Source organism: Serratia sp. SA088 (assembly GCF_049065515.1).
GTDB classification, from domain to species: domain Bacteria; phylum Pseudomonadota; class Gammaproteobacteria; order Enterobacterales; family Enterobacteriaceae; genus Serratia; species Serratia nematodiphila.
In genome coordinates this window covers 64,660-87,981 of the sequence record NZ_JBAKGW010000007.1, presented here as the reverse complement: position 1 = coordinate 87,981, position 23,322 = coordinate 64,660, and the positions used below count along the sequence as shown (strand labels likewise).

Here is a 23,322-nt window from a genome sequence, read left to right as displayed (position 1 = left end):
TCACATATCGTCGCTCTGGAGATTTTTCAGCATGCATACGTTGCAGCCGTGGTGGCCGGTATTGCCGCGCCGTTCCGTCAACAGCGTGAACCCCAGCGCATAGTACAACCCGATCGCCTCTTTCAACTGTTCGGTGGTTTCCAGGTAGCAGTAGCGATACCCCGCCGCCCGCGCCGCCTTCAGCGCCTGCACCACCATATGGCGCGCCATGCCCAGCCCGCGCGCGCCGGGTTTGAAAAACAGTTTTTGCAGCTCGCAATAGCCGGGCTCTTCGCCGGCCAGCGGCGCCATGCCGACGCCCCCCACCACCTGTCCGTCCCGCTCCAGCACCCAGTAGTGGCCGCCGTTGTCGCGATACAGACCGGTCAGCCGATCGAGATCCGGATCGTGCAGACTGACCCCTTCCATTTTGTCCATGCCGTACTCGCGAAACACGTCGCGAATGATCGCCGCCATCGCCGCATCGTCGCGCTCGGCGATCGGCCGCACCCGCAGATTGGCGTCGCGCTGTTTGCGCGCGCTGCGCAGCGCCGCGGTCATCTTTTTCATCGCCGCAGTGGTGCTCGCCAGCTCATCGTCGTCCAACTGCGCCAGCGCCGCCTGCATAAAACCGTCGGCGTCGCTCTCGATGCCGGCCAGCGTCTTGCCGCCCTGTTTACTCAGCCGATGCAGGTTGTGCCGCTTGTCATCAGGATGATCCACCGTTTCTATCACGCCGGCGGCCACCAGGCTGCGCAGCGCCCGGCTGGCGCTGGCCTTGTCGATGCAAAGCCGGGCCGCCAGTTCGGTGACGCCCAGCGGCTGCTCGCTGACTTCGATCATCAGATGGATCTGCAGCGGCGAAAAGCGCGAGCCGTTGCTCTGCTTGTTCAACATGCCGAACTCTCTGACCAAATTGCGCGCCAATGCTCTGAAATCCCTGATGTTCACGGCGTTATGCTCCCCTGTTCTCCCACCTTCAGGCTACGTTGGATGGGTTATTGGTTGATAGTGTTATCTAATTTTGAACATAACGATAACGCATAAACAATTGCGAATGAATAACCAATCCGGCACCTGAATATGTCAAAATATTTCATATGACAGCATTTAAATCCAATTTAAAACAAATTAATAAAATTAAAAATCATACTAAGATTTAAAGTTGAAATAAAAACCCAATAAAAGTGAGCATAAAAACGGCAAAAGTGGGTAAAACAAAAAATAAAATAAATATCCATTTGAAATTTAAAAGATAAAATTTAAAACGTAAAAACTTGATAGCAACAATTCAAGCGCTACCTCGTCAACGTCGGTTACATATTTACGCCTGCCTTCGCGCGCTTCCCTGCACCATTGTCCCTTTTGCCAAAAGTAGCCCATGCTTTAACTGCTTCTCTCCTTCTGGCTAACCGGGACGCTGGCTCATGACGAAAAAAACCACCCTGCTGCAATTCTTCCACTGGTACTACCCCGACGGCGGCAAACTGTGGCAGGAGGCCGCCGAGCGCGCCCCGCACCTGGCCAAACTGGGCATCACCGATCTGTGGCTGCCGCCCGCCTGCAAGGGCGCTTCCGGCGGCTACTCCGTCGGCTACGATACTTACGATCTGTTCGATCTGGGCGAGTTTGACCAGAAAGGCAGCGTGGCGACCAAATACGGCGACAAGGCGGCGCTGGAACATGCCGCCAATACGCTGCGCGAACACGGCGTGGGCGTGCTTTACGATGTGGTGTTCAACCACAAGCTCGGCGCGGACGAGAAAGAACGGGTGCACGTGTTCAAGGTGGACGCCAACAACCGCAACGACATTGACGATCAGGGCTTCGACGCGCTGGCCTACACCCGCTTCACCTTCCCCGGCCGCCAGGGCGTGCATTCCGAATTTATCTGGGATTACAAATGCTTCAGCGGCGTCGACTATGTTGAGCAGCCGGACGACAAAGGGGTGTTCAAAATCGCCAACGATTATGGCGACGACGGCTGGAACGATCAGGTCGACGACGAGAAAGGCAACTACGACTATCTGATGGGCGCCGACGTGGAGTTCCGCAATACCGCCGTGACGGAGGAGCTCAAATACTGGGCGCGCTGGCTGTTGGAAACCTTGCCGTGCGACGGCTTCCGCCTGGACGCCGCCAAACACATTCCCGCCTGGTTCTTCAAAGAGTGGGCGGATCACGTGCGCGGCAGCGCGCAACGCGACCTGTTTATCGTTGCCGAATACTGGTCGCACGATCTCGGCGCGCTGCAACAATACATCGAGTTGGTGGACGGCAAGGTGATGCTGTTCGACGTGGCGCTGCACCTGAAGTTTCATCAGGCGTCGAAACAGGGCGACGGCTTCGACATGGCGCAGATCTTCACCAATACCCTGACCGCCGCCGATCCGGCCCACGCGGTGACGCTGGTCGCCAACCACGATACCCAGCCGCTGCAATCGCTGGAAGCGCCGGTGGAACCCTGGTTCAAACCGCTGGCCTACGCGCTGATCCTGCTGCGCGAACAGGGCGTGCCCTGCGTGTTTTACCCCGACCTGTATGGCGCCAGCTACCGCGACAAGGGGCGCGACGGCGGTGAATACCAGATCGACATGCCGGCGATCCCGGAGCTGGAGAAGCTGATCGCCGCGCGCCAGCGCTTCGCCAACGGCCCGCAAACCGACTACTTCGACGACAGCCACTGCGTGGCCTTCAGCCGCGCCGGCACTGCCGAGGCCCCCGGCTGCGTAGTGGTGCTGACCAACGGCGGCGAGAGCGGCAAGACGGTCACGCTCGGCGCCGATCTCGCGCACACCGTCTGGCGCGATTTCCTCGGCAACCGCCCGGAGGAAATCACCGCCGACGACCAGGGCAGCGCCCATTTCCCGGTTAACGCCGGCAGCGTCAGCGTCTGGGTGCCGGCCGCCAGCCTCTGATCGCCCGCCGCCGCGTAATGATGACGCGGCGGCAAAACTAATGTTTGCCTTTCGGGTCTAACTTACGCTATCAACTGCGCAAGCCATTCACACCGGAGCCTAAATAGGGTACAAGGCTGCATGAAAATTCCAAAACGACTCCAGCCGCTGGTGGATGACGGGTTAATCGACGACGTCATCCGCCGGTTGAAAAGCGGCAAAGAAGCCGACGTGTTTATCGTGCGCTGCGGCGATGAGATCCGCTGCGCCAAAGTGTACAAAGAGGCCGAGAAGCGCAACTTCAAGCAGGCCGTCCACTATCAGGAAGGGCGCAAGGTGCGCAACAGCCGCGACGCGCGCGCCATGAGCAAAGGCTCCAAATTCGGCCGCCAGCAGCAGGAAGAAGCCTGGCAAAACACCGAAGTGGACGCGCTGTATCTGCTGGCCAAGGCCGGGGTGCGGGTGCCGCAGCCGGATATCTGCCTGGACGGCGTGCTGCTGATGGAGCTGATCACCGACGAAGAAGGCCTGGTGGCGCCGCGCCTGAGCGATGTCATCCTGACGCCGGAACAGGCGCGCGCCGATCACGCCCTGATGATGAACTACGCGGTGCGCATGCTGTGCGCCGGGCTGGTGCACGGCGACCTGTCGGAATTCAACGTGCTGATGGATAAAGACGGACCGGTGATCATCGATCTGCCGCAGGTGGTGGACGCCGCCGCCAACAACCACGCCAAAAGCATGTTCGAGCGCGATATCGGCAATCTGGCCGAATATTACGGCCAGTTCGCGCCGGAACTGCGCGACAGCCAATACGCCAAAGAGATTTGGGCGCTGTATCAGGAAGGCAACCTGACGCCGGACAGCGCCCTCAGCGGCCGGTTCAACGAAATCCAGAAGCGCGCCGACGTCGGCTCGGTGCTGGAAGAGATCCAGGCCGCCAGCGAGGAACACCAGCGCCGCCTCATGGCGCGCAACGCGGAAGAGTAACGGCCGCGCTATTCGACGCGAAACACCTCCGGCCGCTGCGGCGTGGCGGCCTCGTGATAAATATCCCCCAGATAGCCGGCGATCTCCTCTTCGCGCAGATCCGCCGGCAGCACGATATCGTAGCTGGGAGCATATTTGCGCTCCGGCAGCGTCACGCGGAACAGCCGCCATTCGTCCCCGATGCGCTTCACGCCCAGCAGACGGCCGAACACGTTAAAAATCATCATCCGCCATTCCCCCACTCGTCGCTTTCAGGCTATAACACTGTGATGCCGCCGCAGTGAAAAGGAAAGCGTATGAGTGAAAAAACGCCGCAGTTCTGGCGCGATCCGCAGTTGCCGTTCGTCGAAGCCCGCGCCATCGCGGATGGCCGCCAGGTGTGCTACAGCCTGCACAGCCACGAATTCTTTTCCATCGGCGCCATCACCGGCGGCGTCAGCACCTATGTCAACGGCGAACGACGCATGCAGGTCAGCGCCGGCGATCTGGTTGTCATCAACCCGCAGCAGGCGCACGCCTGCAACCCCATCGCCGATCGCCGTTGGTCGTACGTCATGTTCTATCTCGATCTCGCCTGGCTCGGCGCGCTGCAGCAGGAGCTGCTCGGCGGCGAGGGCGACCGTTTTGTTCCGTTCAGCCAGCCGCTCAGCCGCGATCCGGCGCTGTTCCACGGGCTGAACCGGCTTTATGCGCTGCTGACGGATCCGCTGTGCAGCACGCTGGAAAAACAGATCGCCATGGTGGAGTATTTCAGCGCCCTGCAGCTCGGGCTGGGCGATGTCCGCCAGCCGGAGACGCCACCGCATACCCGGCTGGAGGCGGCAGCGGCGTTTATCGACGCGCACTGCACCCGGCCGCTGACGCTGGACGACATTTGCCGCGCCGCCGCGCTGTCCCCTTCTTACCTGATCCGTGCCTTCCGCCAGCGTTACGGCATGACGCCGCACGCCTATCTGGTCAACCGCCGCGTACAGCACGGCCATCGGCTCTTGAAAAGCGGCCTGCCGATCGCTGCGGCCGCCAGCGAAAGCGGCTTTGCCGATCAGGCGCACTTTCAGCGCACCTTCAAACAGCTGTTGGCCGCCACGCCCGGCCAGTATCAAAAACCCTCTGCCAACAGATAGCAAGCGCTGGCCGCCAGCAACGCCGCCATCGCGCGATTAAAGCGCTGCACGTTGCGCGCCTGCCTGAGCAGGCCGCGCAGCATCGCGCCGACATAGGCCCAGCAGGCTACCGAGGCATAGCAAATCACGAAGTAGAGCCCGGCGAACTGCCACAGCAGCCGAATGTCACCGTCGCCGACAAAGGCGCCGAGGCTGGCCACCGACGCCAGCCATGCCTTGGGATTCAGCCATTGCATCAGCGCGCCGTACCAACAGGAAGGCGCCTGCGCCGCGCCGTTGCCCAGTCTGCCGTCGTCAAACGCCAGCCGATAGGCCATAAACAGCAGAAAGGCCACGCCGGCCCACTGGATCAAGCGGGTCAGCCCCGGCCACAGGATCAGCAGTTGGTGCATGCCCAATCCCAGCAGCACCAGCAACAGGGTAAACCCCAGCGTGGCGCCGAACACATGGCGCTGGGTTGCGCCAAAGCCGAATTGCGCCCCGGCGCTCAATGCGACGATGTTGACCGGGCCGGGAGTGATGGAGGCCGCCAGCGCAAACGCGGCCATGGAAAGGTAGATATTCATGATGGACACCTGAGAAAATATTCACAGGCACCAGAATGCCGACCGCCGCCGACAGCGTATTGAACAGAATTACCCTATTCGGTTTAGCGCACGGCGACGGCCCGGCGGCGCGGCAGCCCGAAGGTGTTGACCGCCATGCCGGCCAGCACCAGCAATGCGCCGCCGAACTGCGCCGGCGACAACGCTTCGTCCAGCAACAGCCAGGCGGCGAACAGCCCGACCAGCGGCACCAGCAGCGTCAGCGGCGCAACGCGCCAGGTTTCATAGCGCCCCAGCAGGCTGCCCCACACCGAATAACCGAACAGCGTGGCGGCGAACGCCAGATAGGCCACCGCCAGCCAGGTGCCAACCTGCACATGGCTCAGGCTGCTCAGCACCACCTCAGGGCCGTCGAACAGCCAGCTGCAGGCCAGGAACGGCACGACCGGGATCGGCGCGCTCCACACCACCAGCGATAAGATATTACGCTGCGGGAAACCGGCCAGGATCTTCTTGTTGGTCAGGTTGCCCAGCGCCCAGGAAAACGCCGCCGCCAGCGTCAACAGCAGGCCCGCCAGAGGGACCGCGCCGCTGCCCGGCTTATGCAGGCTGGCCTGCGCCAGCACCAGCATGCCGCCGCTGGCGATAGCGATGCCGACGAAATGGTTGATCCGCAGCTTTTCTCCCATCAGCACAACGCCCAACAGCAGGGTGAAGAACACCTGCGCCTGCAGCACCAGCGAGGCCAGCCCCGCCGGCATGCCCACCTTGATGGCGACGAACAAAAACGCGAACTGCGCGAAGCTCATGGTCATGCCGTACAGCAGCAGCCATTTCCACGGAATAGTCGGGCGCGGGATAAAGAAGATCGCCGGCAACGCCACCAGTAAAAAACGCATCCCGGCCAGCAGAAACGGCGGCATACCCAGTAAACCGAACTTGATCACGACGAAATTCACGCCCCAGATCACCACCACCAACAGCGCCAACAGCCGATCGCGCAATGTCATCCTCGCCCCGCTTATCCCATTGAAAATTCGCTTTGCCTTGCAGGTTACAACCAAACCGGGCGCATGGACACCGGCAAACGCCGGCGATTATTCAGGCATCAGGCCGATAAAGGTGGTCTTCTTGCGCGGGCCGGTCATCAGCGCTTCCAGCTTCTCCACGCACTGCAGGTAGTGCGGGGTCTGCTTGTGCGCCGCCACCGCCTGCTCGTCGCGATAGGCTTCGTAGATGTAAAACCGCGTCGGGATCTGTTCATCCTGCAGCACATCGAAGCGCAGGTTGCCCGGCTCTTCGATCGCGCCCAGGTGATTGGCGCGGAAAACATCGATAAATTCGTCGATTTTGTCTTGTTTAACGTTGATCTCAACCAATGTGACGTGCATGGCAACTCCTTGTTTAAACGGCGCGCCGTAACATGGCGCTTTCCAACCATAGGTTTATTCCCGTCGATTGCCCTGCCGCAACGGCAATTTTGCCGCCTGGCTCACAAATCGCGTCGGCGACGCCCACTCCTCCCCCGGCGGGGTAAGGCGGCGGCATCTATAGTTAACATTCCTCCCCCTGAGAGCATAGGCTATGGATAACTACTTGATGGCGCTGGACGCAGGAACGGGCAGCATTCGCGCGGTGATCTTCGATCTGGCGGGTAACCAGATCGCGCACGGCCAGGCGGAGTGGCAACACCTCGCGGTGCCGGGCGTGCCCGGCTCGATGGAGTTTGACCTCAGCCGCAACTGGCAGTTGGCCTGCCAGTGCATCCGCCAGGCGATGCAACGTGCAGGATTGAGCGCTCAGGCGATCCGCGCGGTGGCCTGCTGCTCGATGCGTGAAGGCATCGTGCTGTACGACCGCAACGGCGTGCCGATCTGGGCCTGCGCCAACGTCGACGCACGCGCCAGCCACGAAGTCAGCGAGCTGAAAGAGCTGCACAACCACGGCTTCGAACGCGAGGTGTACCAGCACTCCGGCCAGACGCTGGCGCTGAGCGCCATGCCGCGTCTGCTGTGGCTGGCGCACCATCGGCCGGACATCTACCGCCAGGCGGCGACGCTGACCATGATCAGCGACTGGCTGGCCAACATGCTGAGCGGCGAACTGGCGGTCGATCCTTCCAACGCCGGCACTACCGGCATGCTGGATCTGACCAGCCGCGACTGGCGGCCGGCGTTGCTCGACATGGCCGGCCTGCGCGCCGATATTCTGTCGCCGGTGAAAGAGACCGGCAGCGTGCTGGGGCGCGTCACCGAACAGGCGGCGCAGGAGAGCGGGCTGCTGCGCGGCACCCCGGTGGTGATGGGCGGCGGCGACGTGCAGCTCGGCAGCCTGGGGCTCGGCATCGTGCGCGCCGGGCAGACGGCGGTGCTCGGCGGCACCTTCTGGCAGCAAATCGTCAACCTGCCGGAGCCGGCCATCGATCCGGAGATGAACATCCGCATCAACCCCCACGTCATTCCCGGCATGGCGCAGGCAGAATCCATCAGCTTCTTTACCGGCCTGACCATGCGCTGGTTCCGCGACGCCTTCTGCGCGGAAGAAAAACTGCTGGCGGAGCGGCTGGGGGTCGACGCCTACAGCCTGCTGGAAGAGATGGCGGCCAGAGTGCCGCCGGGCGCCTACGGCGTGATGCCGATTTTCTCCGACGCCATGCATTTCAAAACCTGGTATCACGCAGCGCCGTCGTTCATCAACATGTCGATCGACCCGGAGCGTTGCAACAAACAGACGCTGTTCCGTGCGCTGGAGGAGAATGCCGCCATCGTCTCCGCCTGCAATCTGGAACAGATCGCCGCCTTCTCCGGCGTGCAGGCCCGTTCGCTGGTGTTCGCCGGCGGCGGGGCCAAGGGCAAGCTGTGGAGCCAGATCCTCAGCGACGTCACCGGGCTGACGGTGCGGGTGCCGGTGGTGAAAGAGGCCACCGCGCTGGGCTGCGCGATCGCCGCCGGCGTCGGCGCCGGGCTGTACGCATCGCTGGCCGAAACCGGCGAGCGCCTGGTGCGCTGGGAGCGCGAGCATCAGCCGGACATGACCCACCACGCGCTGTATCAGGAACAGAAAGAAACCTGGCGGCGGATCTACGCCGATCAGTTGACGCTGGTGGACAACGGCCTGACCACCTCGCTGTGGAAAGCGCCGGGGCTGTAAGCGCCTCGCGGCATTCGGTCATAACCTTATGCCGTTTTATTCCTTTCCCCTCGGCGCGGCGCAAGCCGCGCTTTAACTCACTGCCGCGATTGTTCCCCCTCAGAAACAGTGTAACCACCGCAGATGGATTTATCCGCGACTTGCACCTGCCGTAGATTGTGACTTCGGTCACACCGCGCCCCGCGCGCGGCCTGCTCATTCACCTGAGACGAGCGGCATTATGCTGAATAATAAAGATAACCCTGCATCATCCCCGTGGCCGGCGATCTTCTCGCTGACGGTCGCCTGTTTTGTCATGGTCACCACCGAGTTTCTGCCGATCGGCCTGCTGACCAACATCGCCCCTTCGCTCGGTGTCAGCACCGGCACCGCCGGGTTGATGGTCACCATGCCCGGCATCGTGGCGGCGGTGGCCGCACCGGTATTGAGCCTGGCTTCCGGCCGGCTGGACAGACGCCTGCTGATGCTGGGGTTGTCGCTGCTGCTGATGGTGTCCAACCTGGTGGCAGCGCTGGCCGTCAACTTCCCGATGATGCTGCTGGGCCGCGTGCTGCTGGGCATCTGCGTCGGCGGCTTCTGGTCGTTCGCCGCCAACTACGGCCGCCATCTGGTGCCGGAAGCCAGCCAGGGCCGCGCCACCGCGCTGATCCTCAGCGGCATCTCGGTCGGCGCGGTGTGCGGCGTGCCGGCCGGGGCGCTGATCGGCGATCTGTTTGGCTGGCGCGCCGCCTTCTTCGGCGGTGCGGCGCTGGCGGTCGGCGTACTGTTGGCGCAGCTGCGTTTGCTGACCTCGGTGCCACCGTCCCGGCCGGTCACACCGCGCGATCTGGTACTGCCGCTGCGCCTGCCGATGGCGCGCATCGGCCTGATCGCCATCGTGCTGTTGTTCATCGGCCACTTCGCCGCCTACACCTATCTGCGGCCCCTGCTGCAGCAGGTGTTCGTGCTCAGCCCGTCGGCCATCTCGCTGCAGCTGTTGGCCTATGGTGCCGTCGGCCTGCTGGGCACGTTCCTCGGCGAACGCCTGGGGGAATACAGCCTGCGCGCCACCTTTATCCTGATCGCCGCCATGTTGGCAGGCATCCTGATCGTCTCACCGCTGCTCAGCGGCCTCGGCGGCGCCACGCTGATGGTGATGGTCTGGGGGCTGGCCTTTGGCGCCGTGCCGGTGTGCGCCACCAACTGGATGTTCGCCGCGGTGCCGCAGGCGCCGGAGGCCGGCCAGGCGCTGCTGGTGTGCGTCGTCCAAATCGCGCTGGCCTCCGGCGCATTGCTGGGCGGCGAGGTGGTGGACTGGCAGGGCGTCAGCAGCGCCATGCTGTTCGGCGGCGCGCTGATCCTCTCCGCCACGCTGGTGTTCGGCCTCAGCTTGCGCTCCGGCGCGATTGGCGCTAAACAGTGTTAATCATTATCTATCTGCAGAAACATGCCCCGGTCACCGCCGGGGCATGGCGTTGAGAACCCTATGGACCATCATTTGCTCGCTATCCGGGTATTTAACCGCGTGGTGGAAACCGGCGGCTTTACCCGCGCCGCCGATTCGCTGGGCATGCCGAAAGCGACGGTCACCAAGCTGATCCAAAATCTGGAGGATCACCTGCAGACCAAGCTGTTTCAGCGCACCACTCGCAGCGTGTCGGTCACCCGCGAAGGCGAATGCTATTACCAAAATACGGTGAAATGGCTGGCGGATTTGGAGCAGATGGAGGGCTGCCTGACCGAGTCGCAAAGTTCTCCGCAGGGCGTGCTGCGCATCGACACCGGCAGCGGCACCGCTCGCCAACTGCTGTTGCCGGCGCTGCCCGGCTTTTTGGAATGCTACCCGCAAATCCAAATCGATCTCAGCATCGGCGATCGCGTTATCGATCTGATCAGCGACAGCGCCGACTGCGTGATCCGCAGCGGCCCATTAGCCGACTCCAGCCTGATCGCCCGGCGTCTGTTCGATCTGGACTGGGTCAGCTGCGCCACCCCGGCCTATCTGGCGCGCCACGGCACCCCGCGCCACCCGTGCGATCTGGAACAGGGCTTTCCGATGGTGCACTACCGCCATCCGGTCAACGACCGCATCCATCCGCAACGCTATGTCGAGCGCGGCAAAGAGATCGCCATCCAGCAGCGCTACCCGGTCAGCATCAATGAAGGCAACGCGCTGCTGGCGGCGAGCCTGGCCGGATTAGGCATCATCCAGATTTATCGGTTTATGGCGCAGCCACACCTCGAGCGCGGCGAGCTGGTCAGCCTGCTGCACGACTGGCAGCCGCCGCCGGAGCAGATGTACGTGGTCTACCCGTCCAATCGCCACCTCAGCGGCAAGCTGCGGGCGTTCATCGACTGGGCGGTGGAGACGTTTCATTAACCGATCGCCCCGGCTATAGTGGCTTCTCTTACGGACAATAAAAACGGGCAAACCATGCATATCGAACCGCTGCTTGCACATCGTCAGCGCATTGACGAACTGGCCGAATTACTGCATCAGGAATGGGGCGCCTTTGCGCAGTGGAGCAACCGCGACGCCATCAGCCGGCGGCTGGCTGAACGCTGTGCGCCCGAGAGCCAAGGCGTCGTGTTGCTGGCGCTGTCGCCGCAGCAACAGATCGTCGGCACCGCCAGTTTGACGCGGTATGAATTGACAGATAAACCGGAGCGCCAATACTGGCTGAGCGAAGTCTTTACCCACCCGCAGCACCGCGGCCAAGGCATCGCCCGCAACCTGATCGCGCGCTGCATCGAGCACGGCCGAACCCAGGGCATCAGCGAACTGTATCTGTATACGCCCGACCAGCAGACGCTGTATCAGAAACTCGGCTGGCGCCCTCTGGAGCAACGCCAGGTCGCCGGTGAAACCGTCACGGTGATGAGCCGCACGTTGTAGCCGCACGCACTGTGGTATTATTGGCCGCATATTGATTCCCGACGGACAACCACCATGGCCTATATCCCCAAAAACTATGCGAAGCTGGAAACCGGCTACCGCGAAAAAGCGCTGAAACTGTTCCCCTGGGTGTGTGGGCGCTGCTCACGCGAATTCGTTTATTCCAACCTGCGCGAGCTGACGGTGCACCATATCGATCACGATCACAGCAACAACCCGGAAGACGGCAGCAACTGGGAAATGCTGTGCCTGTATTGCCACGACCACGAACACTCGAAATACACCGAGGCCGATCAATACGGTTCGACGGTGGTGGCCGGTGAAGATGCGCAAAAAGATATCGGCGTCGCCACCCACAACCCGTTCGCCAACCTGAAGGCGATGATGAAGAAATAATGTCTACAACAGCCTAATGAGCCACTAGCTTATTAAGCTGTTAAATTAATAAAATCCCCCTCCGCATCGCCACTTCCCAGAGAATTCCTACTTACCCATCCGGGCCATCCAGCGCAAAATAAGCTGCACAGTTAACGACATACTGGCTTGGCAAGCCGCCGCAGTTGGTGCATATTGTTCGCGAGTTGTTCTTGTTAACCTGTTTGATTATCAACCTAATAAGCGCATTAACTTAATAAGTTACCTGCTTAATAACTTGAGAGATGGCAGCATGATTGTTCTGATTGGCTCGCAAAAAGGCGGTGTCGGCAAGTCGACGAAAGCGGTGAATATCGCCGGGTATCTGATTCTTAAGCAAGGCAAGACGGCGATCATCGTCGATGCCGACGACCAGAAATCGATCATGACCTGGTACAACGACCGTCAGAACGTCGAGGGGCTGCCGCACATTCCGGTGGTGGCCGCGTCGGGCAAAATCAAGGAAACGCTGCTGGAGCTGGATCGCCATTACGACTACGTGATCGTCGACACCGCCGGCCGCGACAGCGCCGAACTGCGCTCCGGCCTGCTGGCCGCCGATCTGTTCCTCTCGCCGCTGCGCCCTTCGCAGATGGATCTCGACACCATCGGCTACCTGTCGGAGATGTTCTCCACCGCGCAGGAATACAACGAGAAGGTCAAAGGCTACATTGTGCTGAACATGTGCCCGACCAATATCTTCATTAATGAAGCCAACGAAGCGGCGCAGGTGCTGAGCGAATACCCGGAGTTCACCCTGGTGAGCCACCGTCTGTGCGATCGCAAAATTTACCGCGACGCCTGGGGCGAAGCCATCACCGTGCATGAGGCGAACAACGAAAAGGCGCAGGCCGAGATCGAATGCCTGGTGAAAGAGGTGATCCTGTGAAGAAGCGCACTCCCACCCACCGCATGTCGGAAGACGAATTCATCAACAGCGCCACCTCGCATACGTTGCCGGTTGCGGCGCCCGCGCCGGAAGCCAAGCCGGCCGGCCGCAAGCGCACCTACAAAGCGATTTCCGTCAGCCTGACGGACAACCACATCGAAGCTATCGATGAGGTGATCGTGCAGGCGGCGCGCAGCGGCATCGTGCGCATCACCCGCTCAGACATCATCAAGCTGGCGATCGACGGGTTGGCAGAAAAAAGCGAAGCGCAACTGCTGGCATTGCTGAAAAAGCTCTGACCGCACGGCAGCCGCCGGCTGACCAGGCCGGCGGGCCGTTAAACGGATGAAAACCGGCGCGGGAACGGCATAGTACGATAGGTTTTGCCTGTAGCCTTATGCAGCGCGCTGGCCATCGCCGGGGCGACCACCGCAGTCGACACTTCCCCGCATCCCTGCGGCGCACGCGCGCTGTCGAGCACGACCACTTCCACCCTCGGCATTTCAGCGAGCGCAAGCAGCGGATAACGATCGAAATTCCCTTCCACCACGCCGCCCCGTTCGAAATGCAGTTCGCTGTGCAGACAGGTGGTCAACGCGAAACCGATGCCCCCCTCTACGTTGGCGCGCACCAGATTCGGGTTTATCACTTTGCCGCAGTCAATCGCACATATCGCACGGAGCACCCGCAGTCGCCCTTCCTGAATGGCGATTTCAATCACCAAACCGACGTAGGTGGTGAAAGCGTTATTGCGGCCGACCCAAATATTGCACGACATACCGCGATAAACGCCCGGCGGCGGTTCGTGCTGCCAACCTGCCGCCGCCGCGGTAGCGTCCAGTACACGCAACGCTTCCGGGTTGTCCTGCAACAGATGCCGCCGATATTGGTACTCATCCCGGTTGGCCTTATAGCTGAGTTCGCTGATGAAGCTTTCCAAAAAAAACAGGCTGGCGACGCTGCCGACGCCGCGCAGATAGCTCAGGGAGATCGGCTGTTCGACGATGCCGGCCTCTACCTTCAGGTGAGGGATGCGATATGGCGTGCTGTAAACGCACTCCACCATACTTTCATCCCATCCACCGGCCTCGTTTACCGTTTCGCGCCGCATTTGCCAGAAGAGCGACTGCCCGGCATAGCGCGCCCACAATGCCTGCGGGTAGCCGTTTTCATCCAACAGCGCCCGATAATGGCTGATGCAGGCCGGACGATAGTATTCATGCCGCATGTCGATCTCGCGCGGATAGATCACTTTGACCGGTTTTCCTACCGCCCGTGAGGCGGCGGTAGCATGCATCACGGCATCCGGCAGATATTTGCGCCCAAAGCTGCCACCCAGGTAGGTCGTATTCACCACCACATCCGAGGGCGTCAGCCCAAACATTTTCGCCAGAACGTTGCGCACCATATCCTGTCCCTGGAAAGGGCCCCAGGTTTCGATACGGCCCTCGCCGTAATGACTGGTGGCGTTGCAAGGCTCCATAGTGGCATGCGCCACATAAGGCGCGCTGTAACGAGCCTCATGCAGGCACGCCCCCCGCTCAGCGTCGTGGATCAACGCCAACGCCTCACCGCGATCGACCGCCGACACCAAGGTATCGCCGTCCAGCATCGCCAGATTTTCCGCCGCAATCACATTGTCGGTCAGCGCTTGTCCTGCCCCCGGCAACCAGTCGACCTCCAGCAAATCCGCCGCCTTTTTGGCCTGCCAGTAGCTCGCCGCCACCACGATCACCGTATTGAGCGACATATCGTGATCCAAACCGACCATATTGTTCATCGACCACTGCCGGGTCAGCACCAGATCCACCACGCCCGGCATGGCCCGAACCTGTCGTTCATTACGCACGGCAACCAGCTTTCCGCTGAGGTCGGGCACCATCCAGGGAACGCCGATCAGCATCTCAGGCAGGTCGATATCAATACCGTAAATCGCGCTGCCGTCCACTTTTTCCGGCGTATCGACCCGCAATAGCGGCTGACCAATAAAGCCATCCCGCTCTTGCGCCTCGCTCTTCAATCCCGGCTGCGGATCCAACGGCAGCTCGGCGGCATAGCGCACCAGATCGCCATAGGCGACCTTGCGTTGCCCGCCCTCTTCAATCACCCAGCCTTTCTCCGTGCGGCACTGCTGCGGTGAGAGCGCAAAATGTTTTGCGCCGGCACGCAGAAAGAAATCTCTCGCCTGCGCGCCGGCCAACCGGGCGCGCTGATAAAATTTGGTCATTGAGGTTGAGGCGGCGACAAACTGTGCAAAAGCCTCGCCCCCGGCAACCTGACGGTAGGCGTCACGACCGGTGACGAATTTCACCGTCACCTGCGCCCAATCGGCATCCATCTCCGCCGCCACCACCTCGGCCAGGCCGGTATAGATCCCCTGCCCGACCTCGCATTGCGACACGCCGATGACGATGCGCCCTTCACGATCGATCCAGATCCAATCGTTCAATTCATACTGGTTGTCCGGAGGCGCCGCGTCCTGCGAAACCACGGCCGCCACGCTGCGCGTCGATATCGGCAACAGCATGGCGGCCACCGCCAACGCGCTGCCTTTAATCAAGGTTCTGCGGGTGATCGCCATGCTTAGGGTTCTCCCTTGTCGGCGGCGCGATGCACCGCCGCGCGGATTCGATGGTAGGTGGCGCAGCGGCACAGATTGGTCAGGCCCGTATCTATCAGCCGGTCGTCCGGCCTCGGGTGCTCCGCCAGCAGTGCGCTGACCGCCATGATCATGCCCGATTGGCAGTAGCCGCACTGCGGCACATCCTCCGCAATCCAGGCCTGCTGCACCGGATGACTGCGATCGGTGGACAACCCTTCGATGGTGGTCACCTGCCGATCGCGCACCAATTGCAGCGGATAGCAACATGAACGCACTGCCTTACCGTCGACATGTACCGTACAGGCACCACAGGCGCCGATACCACAGCCGAACTTGGTGCCGGTTAACTTAAAATGTTCCCGGATCACCCACAGCAGCGGCGTATCCGGCTCGCCGTTAAATTCGACCGCCTGGCCGTTCAGATTGAACTTCATGCCATCCTCCCCCCAATCAATGCTTCATCCGACGTTTCACCCACGCCCCGATGACGATCAATGTCAGCAATACACCGCCCCAGAACACATAAGGCAGTGACGCGATCAACAGCGGTTTCTCACCGCCAGCCCGCAGCTGACCCACCTGCTCCGGCGTTATCCTGACTGCCGGATTGCCGAATTGCTGCAATACATAGTTGCCCAACTCAGCCAGTTGCCGATCATCCAGGCTATCGGCGAATCCCGGCATCCAGGTTTGCAGCGTCTCTCCCTGGCGCTGCACGCCATGCAGCATTACCATGACCAGGTTATTGGCCCGCTCGCTGCCGACGGTGGAATTGTGAGTCAAAGAAGGGAAATGGCCGTCGTAGGCGCCTTCGCCGCCCAGGCGATGACAGCTGGCGCAGGCAGCGGCATACAGCGCCTGCCCGGCTGCACGGCCTTCACCACCGCCCCCCTGGTATTGATAGGCCGCTTTCGTTCCTTGCACGGTGACGATCGGCGGCGTCTGTTTAAGCCAGTCGGCGATGGCGTCGAGGTCGTCGTCACTCAGGAAACGCAGGCTATGCTCCACCGCTTCCGCCATGCCGCCGGCCGCCTGGGCTTTGTCATTGCGCCCGGTGCGCAGATACTGCACCAATTCTTTCTGGCTCCAGCCGCCGATGCCGCTGACGGGATCCGAGGTGATATTCGGCGCGATCCAACCGCCGGCCTCCCCTCCAGCCAGATAGCGATCGCGGCGTTCCGCCATCAGCCCGTTACGCGGGCTGTGACACGCCGAGCAATGCCCCAAAACATCTACCAGATAGCGACCACGCGCCTTCTTCTGCTCTTCATCGATGGGCGTTTTTTCCAGAAACAGCCAGTTCCAGCCGTGAATCGCATAACGCCAGGAAAAAGGGAACGCCAGTTGGCTCTCAGGCACCGCACGATCGACCGGGGCAACCCCGGCCATAAAATAGCGATACAGCGCGTGCAGATCGTCATCGCTCAATCCCCGATAAGCGGTATAGGGCATGGCGGGATACAAGGGTTGGCCGTCCCGCCGGATACCCTGCGTCAACGCGCGGCGAAACTCTTGCTCACTGTAGTCGCCAATGCCGGTCCCCTTGGCGGGCGTGATATTGCTGGCGATGATATCGCCCATCGGCGAAGCGATGGCATAACCGCCGACATAGGGGGCGTCCTGTTGGGCGCTGCCGCGGTGACAAGCCGCGCAATCTGCGGCGATAGCCAGATATTTTCCGCGTGCGATGAGCTGTTGGTCATTGTGGCTGGCGAAGACCGGGCAGGAAAAGATCCCCAACACGATAACGCACAGCTGTCGTGCTCTCCGCCAGCGGCCGTTCACGCTTCACCCTCCGGTTTCATCGCATCCGCTCGTTCCTCCGCCAACAGCGCAAACTCGTCCGGCAACAGATTTTCCTGTTCGAGCATCGCGACCGCGTTATGCTTGATGCCAAACAATACGCGGTAAAAAGCCTCCAGATCGCCGGCCGAAATGCCGTTAAGCAATTTTTGGCGCGCTTGTTGGCTGGAATGATCCAACTGCGCCAGCATCTCCTGCCCGGCCTCGGTCATTCTCACCCCTTTGGCGCGTTTATCTTCGGACAGGGCATCGCGAGCGATAAGCCGGTTTTTTTCCAGAAACAGCAGCGCGCGCGACATCGTCGAGACTTCGGCGTTCAAATGCTGCGAAACGTCTTTCAACGTGCAGCCATCACCCAGATCGGCAATCGCACTCAGCGCCAGCCAATGCGGGCGCGTCAGATTGGTCATTTTCACCGACTGGTCCATCGCCGTGCGCCATAGACGGTTGGTGACATCCAGATGGATGCCCAATGCAGCAGGAAGTTTACGTGGTTGAGACATATCGGATGGCTCTCGATTATTTATTTGCTTGTGCAAACAAATAGTAGATCGAACGTTCTGATGGGATCAAGCAGATGTCGCAGAATAAAATAAAATGTAATTAATACAGATCGATATAACGTATTTTAACGGATTCACTCCCCGACAACGGGGAGCGATAAGAAAACTCAGTTCCCCGCCACCGCGCAGTGGTAGTCCTGAATTTCACCGGCCGAGCCCAGATTCAGGTCGGTCAGCTTCAAACGGTTCGCCAACAGCAGCATCTCGCCCTGTGGGCTGACCGCCAGCGCCAGGCCATAGTTACCGATGCTGTCACCCTGTTCGACCACATAGTTGTTCAGCAAACGGAAAGGATCTTCCTGGGTTAAATCGGTGCCCGCCAATTTTCTGGCCAGGTATTGATGGCCGACCAATTTCACCGCCAGCGGCCGCCACTGTTGATCTAATTGCTGCACCTGCTCACCCAACGCGTTATAGACATCCTGGCGCAAACAGGCAACGTGAATATGCAGCTGATCCTGAGAGCGACCATATTTCGAATTGACCGCCAGAGACATCCACGCATCTTTTAACGGTTTACCCAGCTCGCCGGATATATGTTCACGGTTATTCCAGGCCTGAGCGAAATAAGGCGGTGCGTGCTCCGTCTGCAATGCCGGGCTCTCGATACCGCTGACCTTTTCAGTCGGCATCACCAGATCGTGGTAAGGGCCTTTGCTATCCTTGAAAAGCACATAACCCTCGGTTAAATCAACCTTTAAGCAAGGCGCCGGATCGTTGTTCTGCTGCTGATTAGGCACGCACTGTTGGCTGACGATTTGCCACAGCGCATTCGGATTGCCGCGCCCGAAAAACCACCACAGCACCGCCGCCAGCAGCAAAATGGCAAGCAAAATAATTAATAGTCTGAAAAGTCTTTTCATCGCGACGTCCTGTTTATCTATTCCATACCGAAAGGAGCGCCAGCATAAACCAAGGCGCTTATCGTCACCAGAATATTATCCTTAGCGTCACCTTTCATTGACGTCTTGTTATCAAGAGAAATTAAAAATAAGGGTTTACCTAAGTAATTTAAGGTAAATTAATACCGCAGGTTGAATATGAGTGTGATATAAGCAGCCGAACTCTCTTTATATAAGGAACCGACAAGATGCCAACGATGGGCAAATCCCTGCATTATCTCGACGTGGGCTCAGGCTTTCCGTTGCTGCTGGGCCACAGCTATCTGTTCGATCTGAACATGTGGGCACCGCAGTTCGAGGCACTGGCCAAACGTTACCGCCTGATCGTGCCTGATCTGTGGGGCCACGGCGACTCCCCGGCGCTGCCGCCTGAGCGAAACAGCCTGTCGGATATCGCCGCCGATCATTTGGCGCTGATGGATCATTTGGATATCGCAGAGTTCGGCATCGTCGGCCTGTCCGTCGGCGGCATGTGGGGCGCGGAACTGGCGGCGCTGGCACCGGAGCGGGTGAAAGTGTTGGCGCTGCTGGACAGCTACCTGGGCGACGAAACGCCGGAGGCACGGCAGCGCTATATGGGCATGCTGGCCGCCGTGGAACAGGCCGGTGCCATCACGTCGCCTCTGCTGGAATATATCGCCACGCAGTTCTATTCCGACGAGGTGCCCGATGCGCTGTCACAGCCATTGCTGGCCCATCTGCAGAACCTGCCCGCCGATCGGCTGCGCGACAGTATCGTGCCGCTGGGCCGGATGATCTTCGGTCGCCCCGACAAGCTGGCGCTGCTGGAAAACATCACCGCCGCCAGTATCGTCATCACCGGCGCGCAGGATAAACCGCGTCCACCGACGGAAGGCCAGCGCATGGCGGATCTTCTCGGCTGTCGGCATGTGCTGATCCCCAACGCCGGCCATATCAGCAACAAAGAAAACCCGACGGCGGTCAACGAAACGCTGCTGGCGTTTTTAGCTGAAAACACCACTCCGCTGTTTTGGTGAGATTCTCCGGGCCGTCAGGCCCGGCGAGTCATGCCTGGCGCCGCATAAACCCGTGCCGGCTCAATATTTCCTGCCCCTGTTCGCTCAAGATAAATGCGGCCAACCGCTGCGCTTCTTCATCCAGCAGGCATAGGCCGTAATCCGCCTCGATGTCCAGCGGCGGCGGCAACGTTCGCACCACCAACGTCGGGTAGGCCGCCAACGCCGGGGCATAGCTGGCGTAGCCGAGAAAAATGTCCGCCTGCCCGCTGGCTATCAGATACTCCGCCGCCAGTCGGCCCGCCGGTACCGGTGCGGAATCTATCCCGCCAACCAGCGGCAACGCCCGCCGGCGCAGCGCTTCCCCTTGCCCCGGCCAGGATTGTTCACAGCGTTCGAAAAGCCGCTGCGCATAATCGCCGGAGGGATCGGCTCCCGGCGTCGAGGTGGCAAGCCGCCAGCGCGGATCGCACAACACCTCAGGTAGCGGACGCTCGGTTAATGTCGGCACGTTGCGCACCGTGGCGCATAGCCGATTGTGCGCAAAAATCTGCACCGCGCCCGCGATACCGAGATCCGCCAACCTTTGCGGATGCGCCACGTTGGCCGAGGCGAACAGCTGCGGCCGCTCACCGTTCTCTATCCGTTGGCGCAATAGCCCCGCCGGGCCGAATTCCGCCGAGACCTTTTGCCCGGTGTCGCGCTGAAACGCCGACAGCAGCGGCGCAAACGCCAGCCGCAGGCTGCCGGCGGCAAACAGCAGGATATCACTCATCATGTCGCTCCAATTGGCTGCGATACAACGGCACCAGCGTCGCGTAACGGCGGCCCGCCACCGTCAACGGCACCCGTTCGATCGCCAGTTCAAACAAGGGCGACAGGGATTGCGCCGTTAACACCTCGCGGCAGGCACCGAGCTGGCTACGCCCTTCCTTGCCCAGCAGCAAAGCCCGATCGGCCACCGCGTGAGCATGGTTGGGCTGATGGGTGGAGAACGCCACCGCCAACTGCTGCTCCCGCGCCAGGCGCGCCATCAGGCTCAACACCCGATCCTGGTAATGCAGATCCAGCGCCGAAGTCGGTTCATCCAAAATCAACACCTCGCAGCGCATCGCCAACGCGCGGGCGATCATCACTAATTGACGTTGACCGCCAGATAGGCTGCCGAACTCTCGCGCCGCCAGCTCTTGTAAACCCAACGTTTGCAACGCTTCTCTCGCCAGTCGATGATCTTTGGCTGACGGTGAACGGAACAGGCCGACATGGCGCGCCCGCCCCATCAATACGATATCCAGCACCCGATAGGCAAACGGCGGCGAAAAGTGCTGCGGGACAAAGCCAATCTCACCGTAGCGCTCAATCTCGCCGGATTGCGGCGTCAGGCTGCCTAACAACAGCTGCAGCAGCGTGCTCTTGCCGCGCCCATTGGGGCCCAATACCGCCAGCACTTCGCCGCGCCGCAGCTGAATGTCCAGGTGTTGGAACAGCGGTGCCTCACCCGGCCAGGCGAAGCTCACCCCCCTGGCGGCCAATAAGGTGTCAGTCATGCCAGCCTCTCACTTGCGCGCGGCGCAGCAGCAGCGCGAACAGCGGCGCGCCAATCAGCGCGGTCAGAATGCCCAGCGGGATTTCACCGCTGCTCAGCGTGCGCGCCAAATCGTCGATCAACAGCATGTACAGGGCACCCAGGCAAAGCGAAGCCGGCAGCAGACGCCGGTGATCCGGCCCCACCAGCCGCCTCGCCACGTGCGGTATCACCAGACCGACCCAACCGATGCTGCCGCTGACCGCCACTTGGGCGGCCACAATGGCGGCGCACAGCGTCAAAATCAGCCAGCGGGTACGCTCAACGTTGATGCCCAATGCACCGGCATCCTCATCGCCCAACGACAGCAGATTGATGCGCCAACGCAGCGCCAGCAGCAAACCGCCGGCCAACAGCAAAGGCACAAACAGCATCAGCAGCTTTTGCCGATCGGCGGTGGCAAAGCTGCCGAGCAGCCAGAACACGATGCTCGGCAGCTTTTCTTCGGTATCCGCCAGATATTGCATCAGGCTGACGCAGGCGGAGAAAAAGCCGCTGAGGATCACCCCCGCCAGTACCAAAGAGAGAATATTGCGCCGCGCAATGGCGCTGGTGAGAGTGAAAATCAGCAGCAGCGCCGCCATGCCGAAAACAAAAGCCGACAACAGCAGCGCCGCCAACGGCAGGCTGAGCAGGATAGCCAGCGTGCCGCCAAAGGCGGCGCCGGACGACACGCCGATAATATGCGGATCGACCAGCGGGTTGCGAAAGACGCCCTGCAAAGTCGCGCCGCACAGGGCCAGCGCCGCGCCGGCGCCCATCGCCAACAGCACCCGCGGCACGCGCACCCCGAGGATCACCTGGCGCTGAATGGCGTCGATGCCTGCATAATGCTGCCCAGTGAACGGCTCCAGCAGGATCATCAGGCTGTGCGTCATCGGCACCTGAAAGCGGCCGACGCCAAGCGAAAACAGCGCGCAGCACAGCGTTAGCAGCGCCAGCCACCCCAGCCTCATTGCCCGCTCTGGCAGCAGGTGGCGCGATAATAGCGTTGATAATAAGCGTCGACCCGCTGCTGCAGATTGATATCGGCAAAACGCTGCGGGTAAAGCTTTTTCGCCATCCACAATTCACCCAGCGCCATCGCCTCCGGCATCGGATATCCCCAGGCTTTGGCGTACTCCGGCATCAGGTAGACCCGCTTATTCTTCACCGCGTCGATCGGCTGCCACTGCGGCTCCGTCAGGATCTGTTTCACCACGTCCGGGTAACGCTCCTGCACGAAGATCACCGCCGGATCCCAGCGCAACACATCTTCGATAGAGACCTGCTTAAACCCCTGAATATCTTTCGCCGCCACATTGAGCGCACCGGCGTGCCGCATCATCAGCCCGGTATATTTACCGGCGCCGTAGGTGGTGAGATCGGGGTTGGCCATATACACCCGCACCCGCTGGTCTTCCGGCAGATCGCGCAGCCGTTCGGCGACCAACGCGCGCTGTTGAATGACGTCCTTGATCAGCGCTTCAGCCTGAGGCTGCCGCTCCATCACCTCGCCAATCAGGCGAATTCCGTCCTGCAGGCCCAACGTATAGGCCCGATCCTCATCGCTCAGCTGTGGATTCATTTTGCCCGCCTGATCGGCCGCTTCGCGACGCAGCGAGATCGCCACCACCGGAATCCCCGCCCGTTCGATCTGCGCAATCATTTCCGGCGGCGCATAGTTGGCCACGAACACCACCTGCGGATGCAGGCCGAGCAGGCTTTCGATATTCACCGAAGTCAGGTCGCCCGGCATCGGCAAGGTTGCCAACGTCGGTGCCAGCCGTAGGTAGTTTGGCCCCAGCTGCTTTTTCCAACTGCTGAGCACGCCGACCACCTGCGGCATCGCATCAAGCTGCACCAGCAGGTTCAGCGTCTGATGTTGCAGCACCACGGCGCGGGTGATGTGATCGGGCAGCGTGACCTGGCGGTTGAGCTGATCGGTGACCTGGCGATCCGCCAGGGCGGCGGTGGAAAACAACGCAAGCGCCAACAGCAGGCGCGGGAGAGAGTTAAACATGGCAGTGACCGGTTGACTATCGTTA

General features: G+C 61.0%; 25 protein-coding genes. 11 read left to right on the top strand and 14 right to left on the bottom strand.

All coding sequences use genetic code 11. From position 1 onward, the window contains the following. The gene (locus ACOWVD_RS17980; protein WP_041922195.1) at positions 1-906 is read right to left on the bottom strand and encodes a bifunctional helix-turn-helix transcriptional regulator/GNAT family N-acetyltransferase; all 906 of its coding nucleotides are present in this window, start codon (positions 904-906) and stop codon (positions 1-3) included. A 500-nt stretch (positions 907-1,406) separates the two neighbouring features. On the opposite strand from ACOWVD_RS17980, the gene amyA reads away from it, so the two are divergent. Continuing rightward, positions 1,407-2,897, top strand: coding sequence for an alpha-amylase (gene amyA, locus ACOWVD_RS17975; protein ID WP_421105713.1), 1,491 nt, complete (start codon positions 1,407-1,409; stop codon positions 2,895-2,897). A 120-nt stretch (positions 2,898-3,017) separates the two neighbouring features. After that, positions 3,018-3,866 (top strand): PA4780 family RIO1-like protein kinase, encoded by an 849-nt coding sequence (locus tag ACOWVD_RS17970; RefSeq protein WP_004939540.1) that lies wholly within the window; start codon positions 3,018-3,020, stop codon positions 3,864-3,866. An 8-nt stretch (positions 3,867-3,874) separates the two neighbouring features. Here ACOWVD_RS17970 and ACOWVD_RS17965 read toward each other — a convergent pair whose 3' ends face one another. Beyond that, entirely contained in the window at positions 3,875-4,093 is a 219-nt protein-coding gene (locus tag ACOWVD_RS17965) for a DUF7661 family protein (RefSeq protein WP_015377079.1), read from the bottom strand. A 69-nt stretch (positions 4,094-4,162) separates the two neighbouring features. Here ACOWVD_RS17965 and ACOWVD_RS17960 point away from each other — a divergent pair, with 69 nt between their 5' ends. After that, positions 4,163-4,990, top strand: coding sequence for an AraC family transcriptional regulator (locus ACOWVD_RS17960; protein WP_049239928.1), 828 nt, complete (start codon positions 4,163-4,165; stop codon positions 4,988-4,990). On the opposite strand, the gene ACOWVD_RS17955 is transcribed toward ACOWVD_RS17960, so the two are convergent. From ACOWVD_RS17955 to lsrG, 3 genes are all read right to left on the bottom strand, one after another. After that, positions 4,966-5,556, bottom strand: a complete 591-nt coding sequence (locus tag ACOWVD_RS17955; RefSeq protein ID WP_015377077.1) for a LysE family translocator — start codon at positions 5,554-5,556, stop codon at positions 4,966-4,968. The two genes, ACOWVD_RS17960 and ACOWVD_RS17955, sit on opposite strands and share 25 nt — an antisense overlap. Positions 5,557-5,639: 83 nt before the next feature. Beyond that, positions 5,640-6,545: an EamA family transporter gene (locus ACOWVD_RS17950; RefSeq protein WP_049239929.1), complete on the bottom strand. Its 906-nt coding sequence runs from the start codon at positions 6,543-6,545 to the stop codon at positions 5,640-5,642. 87 nt (positions 6,546-6,632) lie between these two features. Continuing rightward, complete coding sequence (gene lsrG, locus ACOWVD_RS17945) at positions 6,633-6,926, bottom strand: (4S)-4-hydroxy-5-phosphonooxypentane-2,3-dione isomerase (protein WP_004939559.1); 294 nt, start codon at positions 6,924-6,926, stop codon at positions 6,633-6,635. Between the two features lie 193 nt (positions 6,927-7,119). Here lsrG and lsrK point away from each other — a divergent pair, with 193 nt between their 5' ends. The 7 genes from lsrK (at position 7,120) to ACOWVD_RS17910 (ending at position 13,162) form a co-directional block, all read left to right on the top strand. Beyond that, the gene (gene lsrK, locus ACOWVD_RS17940) at positions 7,120-8,685 is read left to right on the top strand and encodes an autoinducer-2 kinase (RefSeq protein ID WP_015377075.1); all 1,566 of its coding nucleotides are present in this window, start codon (positions 7,120-7,122) and stop codon (positions 8,683-8,685) included. A 220-nt stretch (positions 8,686-8,905) separates the two neighbouring features. Then, positions 8,906-10,090: an MFS transporter gene (locus tag ACOWVD_RS17935; RefSeq protein WP_164095283.1), complete on the top strand. Its 1,185-nt coding sequence runs from the start codon at positions 8,906-8,908 to the stop codon at positions 10,088-10,090. Between the two features lie 60 nt (positions 10,091-10,150). Next, a complete protein-coding gene (locus tag ACOWVD_RS17930; protein WP_197763656.1) occupies positions 10,151-11,044 on the top strand; it encodes a LysR substrate-binding domain-containing protein in 894 nt (297 codons plus the stop codon). Positions 11,045-11,098: 54 nt separating this feature from the next. Next, the gene (locus ACOWVD_RS17925; protein WP_015377072.1) at positions 11,099-11,560 is read left to right on the top strand and encodes a GNAT family N-acetyltransferase; all 462 of its coding nucleotides are present in this window, start codon (positions 11,099-11,101) and stop codon (positions 11,558-11,560) included. 54 nt (positions 11,561-11,614) lie between these two features. After that, positions 11,615-11,956: an HNH nuclease YajD gene (gene yajD / locus ACOWVD_RS17920; RefSeq protein WP_004939576.1), complete on the top strand. Its 342-nt coding sequence runs from the start codon at positions 11,615-11,617 to the stop codon at positions 11,954-11,956. Positions 11,957-12,227: 271 nt separating this feature from the next. Continuing rightward, positions 12,228-12,863, top strand: coding sequence for an AAA family ATPase (locus ACOWVD_RS17915; protein ID WP_015377071.1), 636 nt, complete (start codon positions 12,228-12,230; stop codon positions 12,861-12,863). Beyond that, positions 12,860-13,162 (top strand): hypothetical protein, encoded by a 303-nt coding sequence (locus ACOWVD_RS17910; RefSeq protein WP_161764973.1) that lies wholly within the window; start codon positions 12,860-12,862, stop codon positions 13,160-13,162. The genes ACOWVD_RS17915 and ACOWVD_RS17910 overlap by 4 nt, the downstream gene beginning before the upstream one ends. Before the next feature lie 38 nt (positions 13,163-13,200). Here ACOWVD_RS17910 and ACOWVD_RS17905 read toward each other — a convergent pair whose 3' ends face one another. The 5 genes from ACOWVD_RS17905 to ACOWVD_RS17885 form a co-directional block, all read right to left on the bottom strand. Continuing rightward, positions 13,201-15,444 carry a xanthine dehydrogenase family protein molybdopterin-binding subunit gene (locus ACOWVD_RS17905; protein ID WP_049239932.1) on the bottom strand — a complete coding sequence of 748 codons (2,244 nt, stop codon included), beginning with the start codon at positions 15,442-15,444 and terminating at the stop codon, positions 13,201-13,203. A gap of 2 nt (positions 15,445-15,446) precedes the next feature. Beyond that, a complete protein-coding gene (locus ACOWVD_RS17900; protein ID WP_019453919.1) occupies positions 15,447-15,899 on the bottom strand; it encodes a (2Fe-2S)-binding protein in 453 nt (150 codons plus the stop codon). Positions 15,900-15,915: 16 nt separating this feature from the next. Beyond that, complete coding sequence (locus tag ACOWVD_RS17895; protein WP_197763657.1) at positions 15,916-17,250, bottom strand: c-type cytochrome; 1,335 nt, start codon at positions 17,248-17,250, stop codon at positions 15,916-15,918. Further along, positions 17,247-17,771, bottom strand: coding sequence for a MarR family winged helix-turn-helix transcriptional regulator (locus ACOWVD_RS17890; RefSeq protein ID WP_025160011.1), 525 nt, complete (start codon positions 17,769-17,771; stop codon positions 17,247-17,249). The genes ACOWVD_RS17895 and ACOWVD_RS17890 overlap by 4 nt, the downstream gene beginning before the upstream one ends. Before the next feature lie 167 nt (positions 17,772-17,938). After that, the gene (locus ACOWVD_RS17885; RefSeq protein WP_421105712.1) at positions 17,939-18,694 is read right to left on the bottom strand and encodes a CDP-diacylglycerol diphosphatase; all 756 of its coding nucleotides are present in this window, start codon (positions 18,692-18,694) and stop codon (positions 17,939-17,941) included. A 236-nt stretch (positions 18,695-18,930) separates the two neighbouring features. Here ACOWVD_RS17885 and ACOWVD_RS17880 point away from each other — a divergent pair, with 236 nt between their 5' ends. Beyond that, positions 18,931-19,731, top strand: coding sequence for an alpha/beta fold hydrolase (locus tag ACOWVD_RS17880; RefSeq protein WP_164095337.1), 801 nt, complete (start codon positions 18,931-18,933; stop codon positions 19,729-19,731). Between the two features lie 28 nt (positions 19,732-19,759). On the opposite strand, the gene ACOWVD_RS17875 is transcribed toward ACOWVD_RS17880, so the two are convergent. Genes ACOWVD_RS17875 through ACOWVD_RS17860 form a run of 4 tightly spaced genes read right to left on the bottom strand, consistent with a single transcriptional unit; the run spans position 19,760 to position 23,297 of the window. Then, positions 19,760-20,485, bottom strand: coding sequence for a substrate-binding domain-containing protein (locus ACOWVD_RS17875; RefSeq protein WP_154746739.1), 726 nt, complete (start codon positions 20,483-20,485; stop codon positions 19,760-19,762). Next, entirely contained in the window at positions 20,478-21,257 is a 780-nt protein-coding gene (locus ACOWVD_RS17870; RefSeq protein WP_063918967.1) for an ABC transporter ATP-binding protein, read from the bottom strand. Before ACOWVD_RS17870 ends, ACOWVD_RS17875 begins: the two co-directional genes overlap by 8 nt. Further along, entirely contained in the window at positions 21,250-22,251 is a 1,002-nt protein-coding gene (locus ACOWVD_RS17865) for a FecCD family ABC transporter permease (RefSeq protein ID WP_164095282.1), read from the bottom strand. Before ACOWVD_RS17865 ends, ACOWVD_RS17870 begins: the two co-directional genes overlap by 8 nt. Then, positions 22,248-23,297 carry an ABC transporter substrate-binding protein gene (locus ACOWVD_RS17860; RefSeq protein ID WP_049239938.1) on the bottom strand — a complete coding sequence of 350 codons (1,050 nt, stop codon included), beginning with the start codon at positions 23,295-23,297 and terminating at the stop codon, positions 22,248-22,250. The genes ACOWVD_RS17865 and ACOWVD_RS17860 overlap by 4 nt, the downstream gene beginning before the upstream one ends. Positions 23,298-23,322 lie beyond the last annotated feature (25 nt).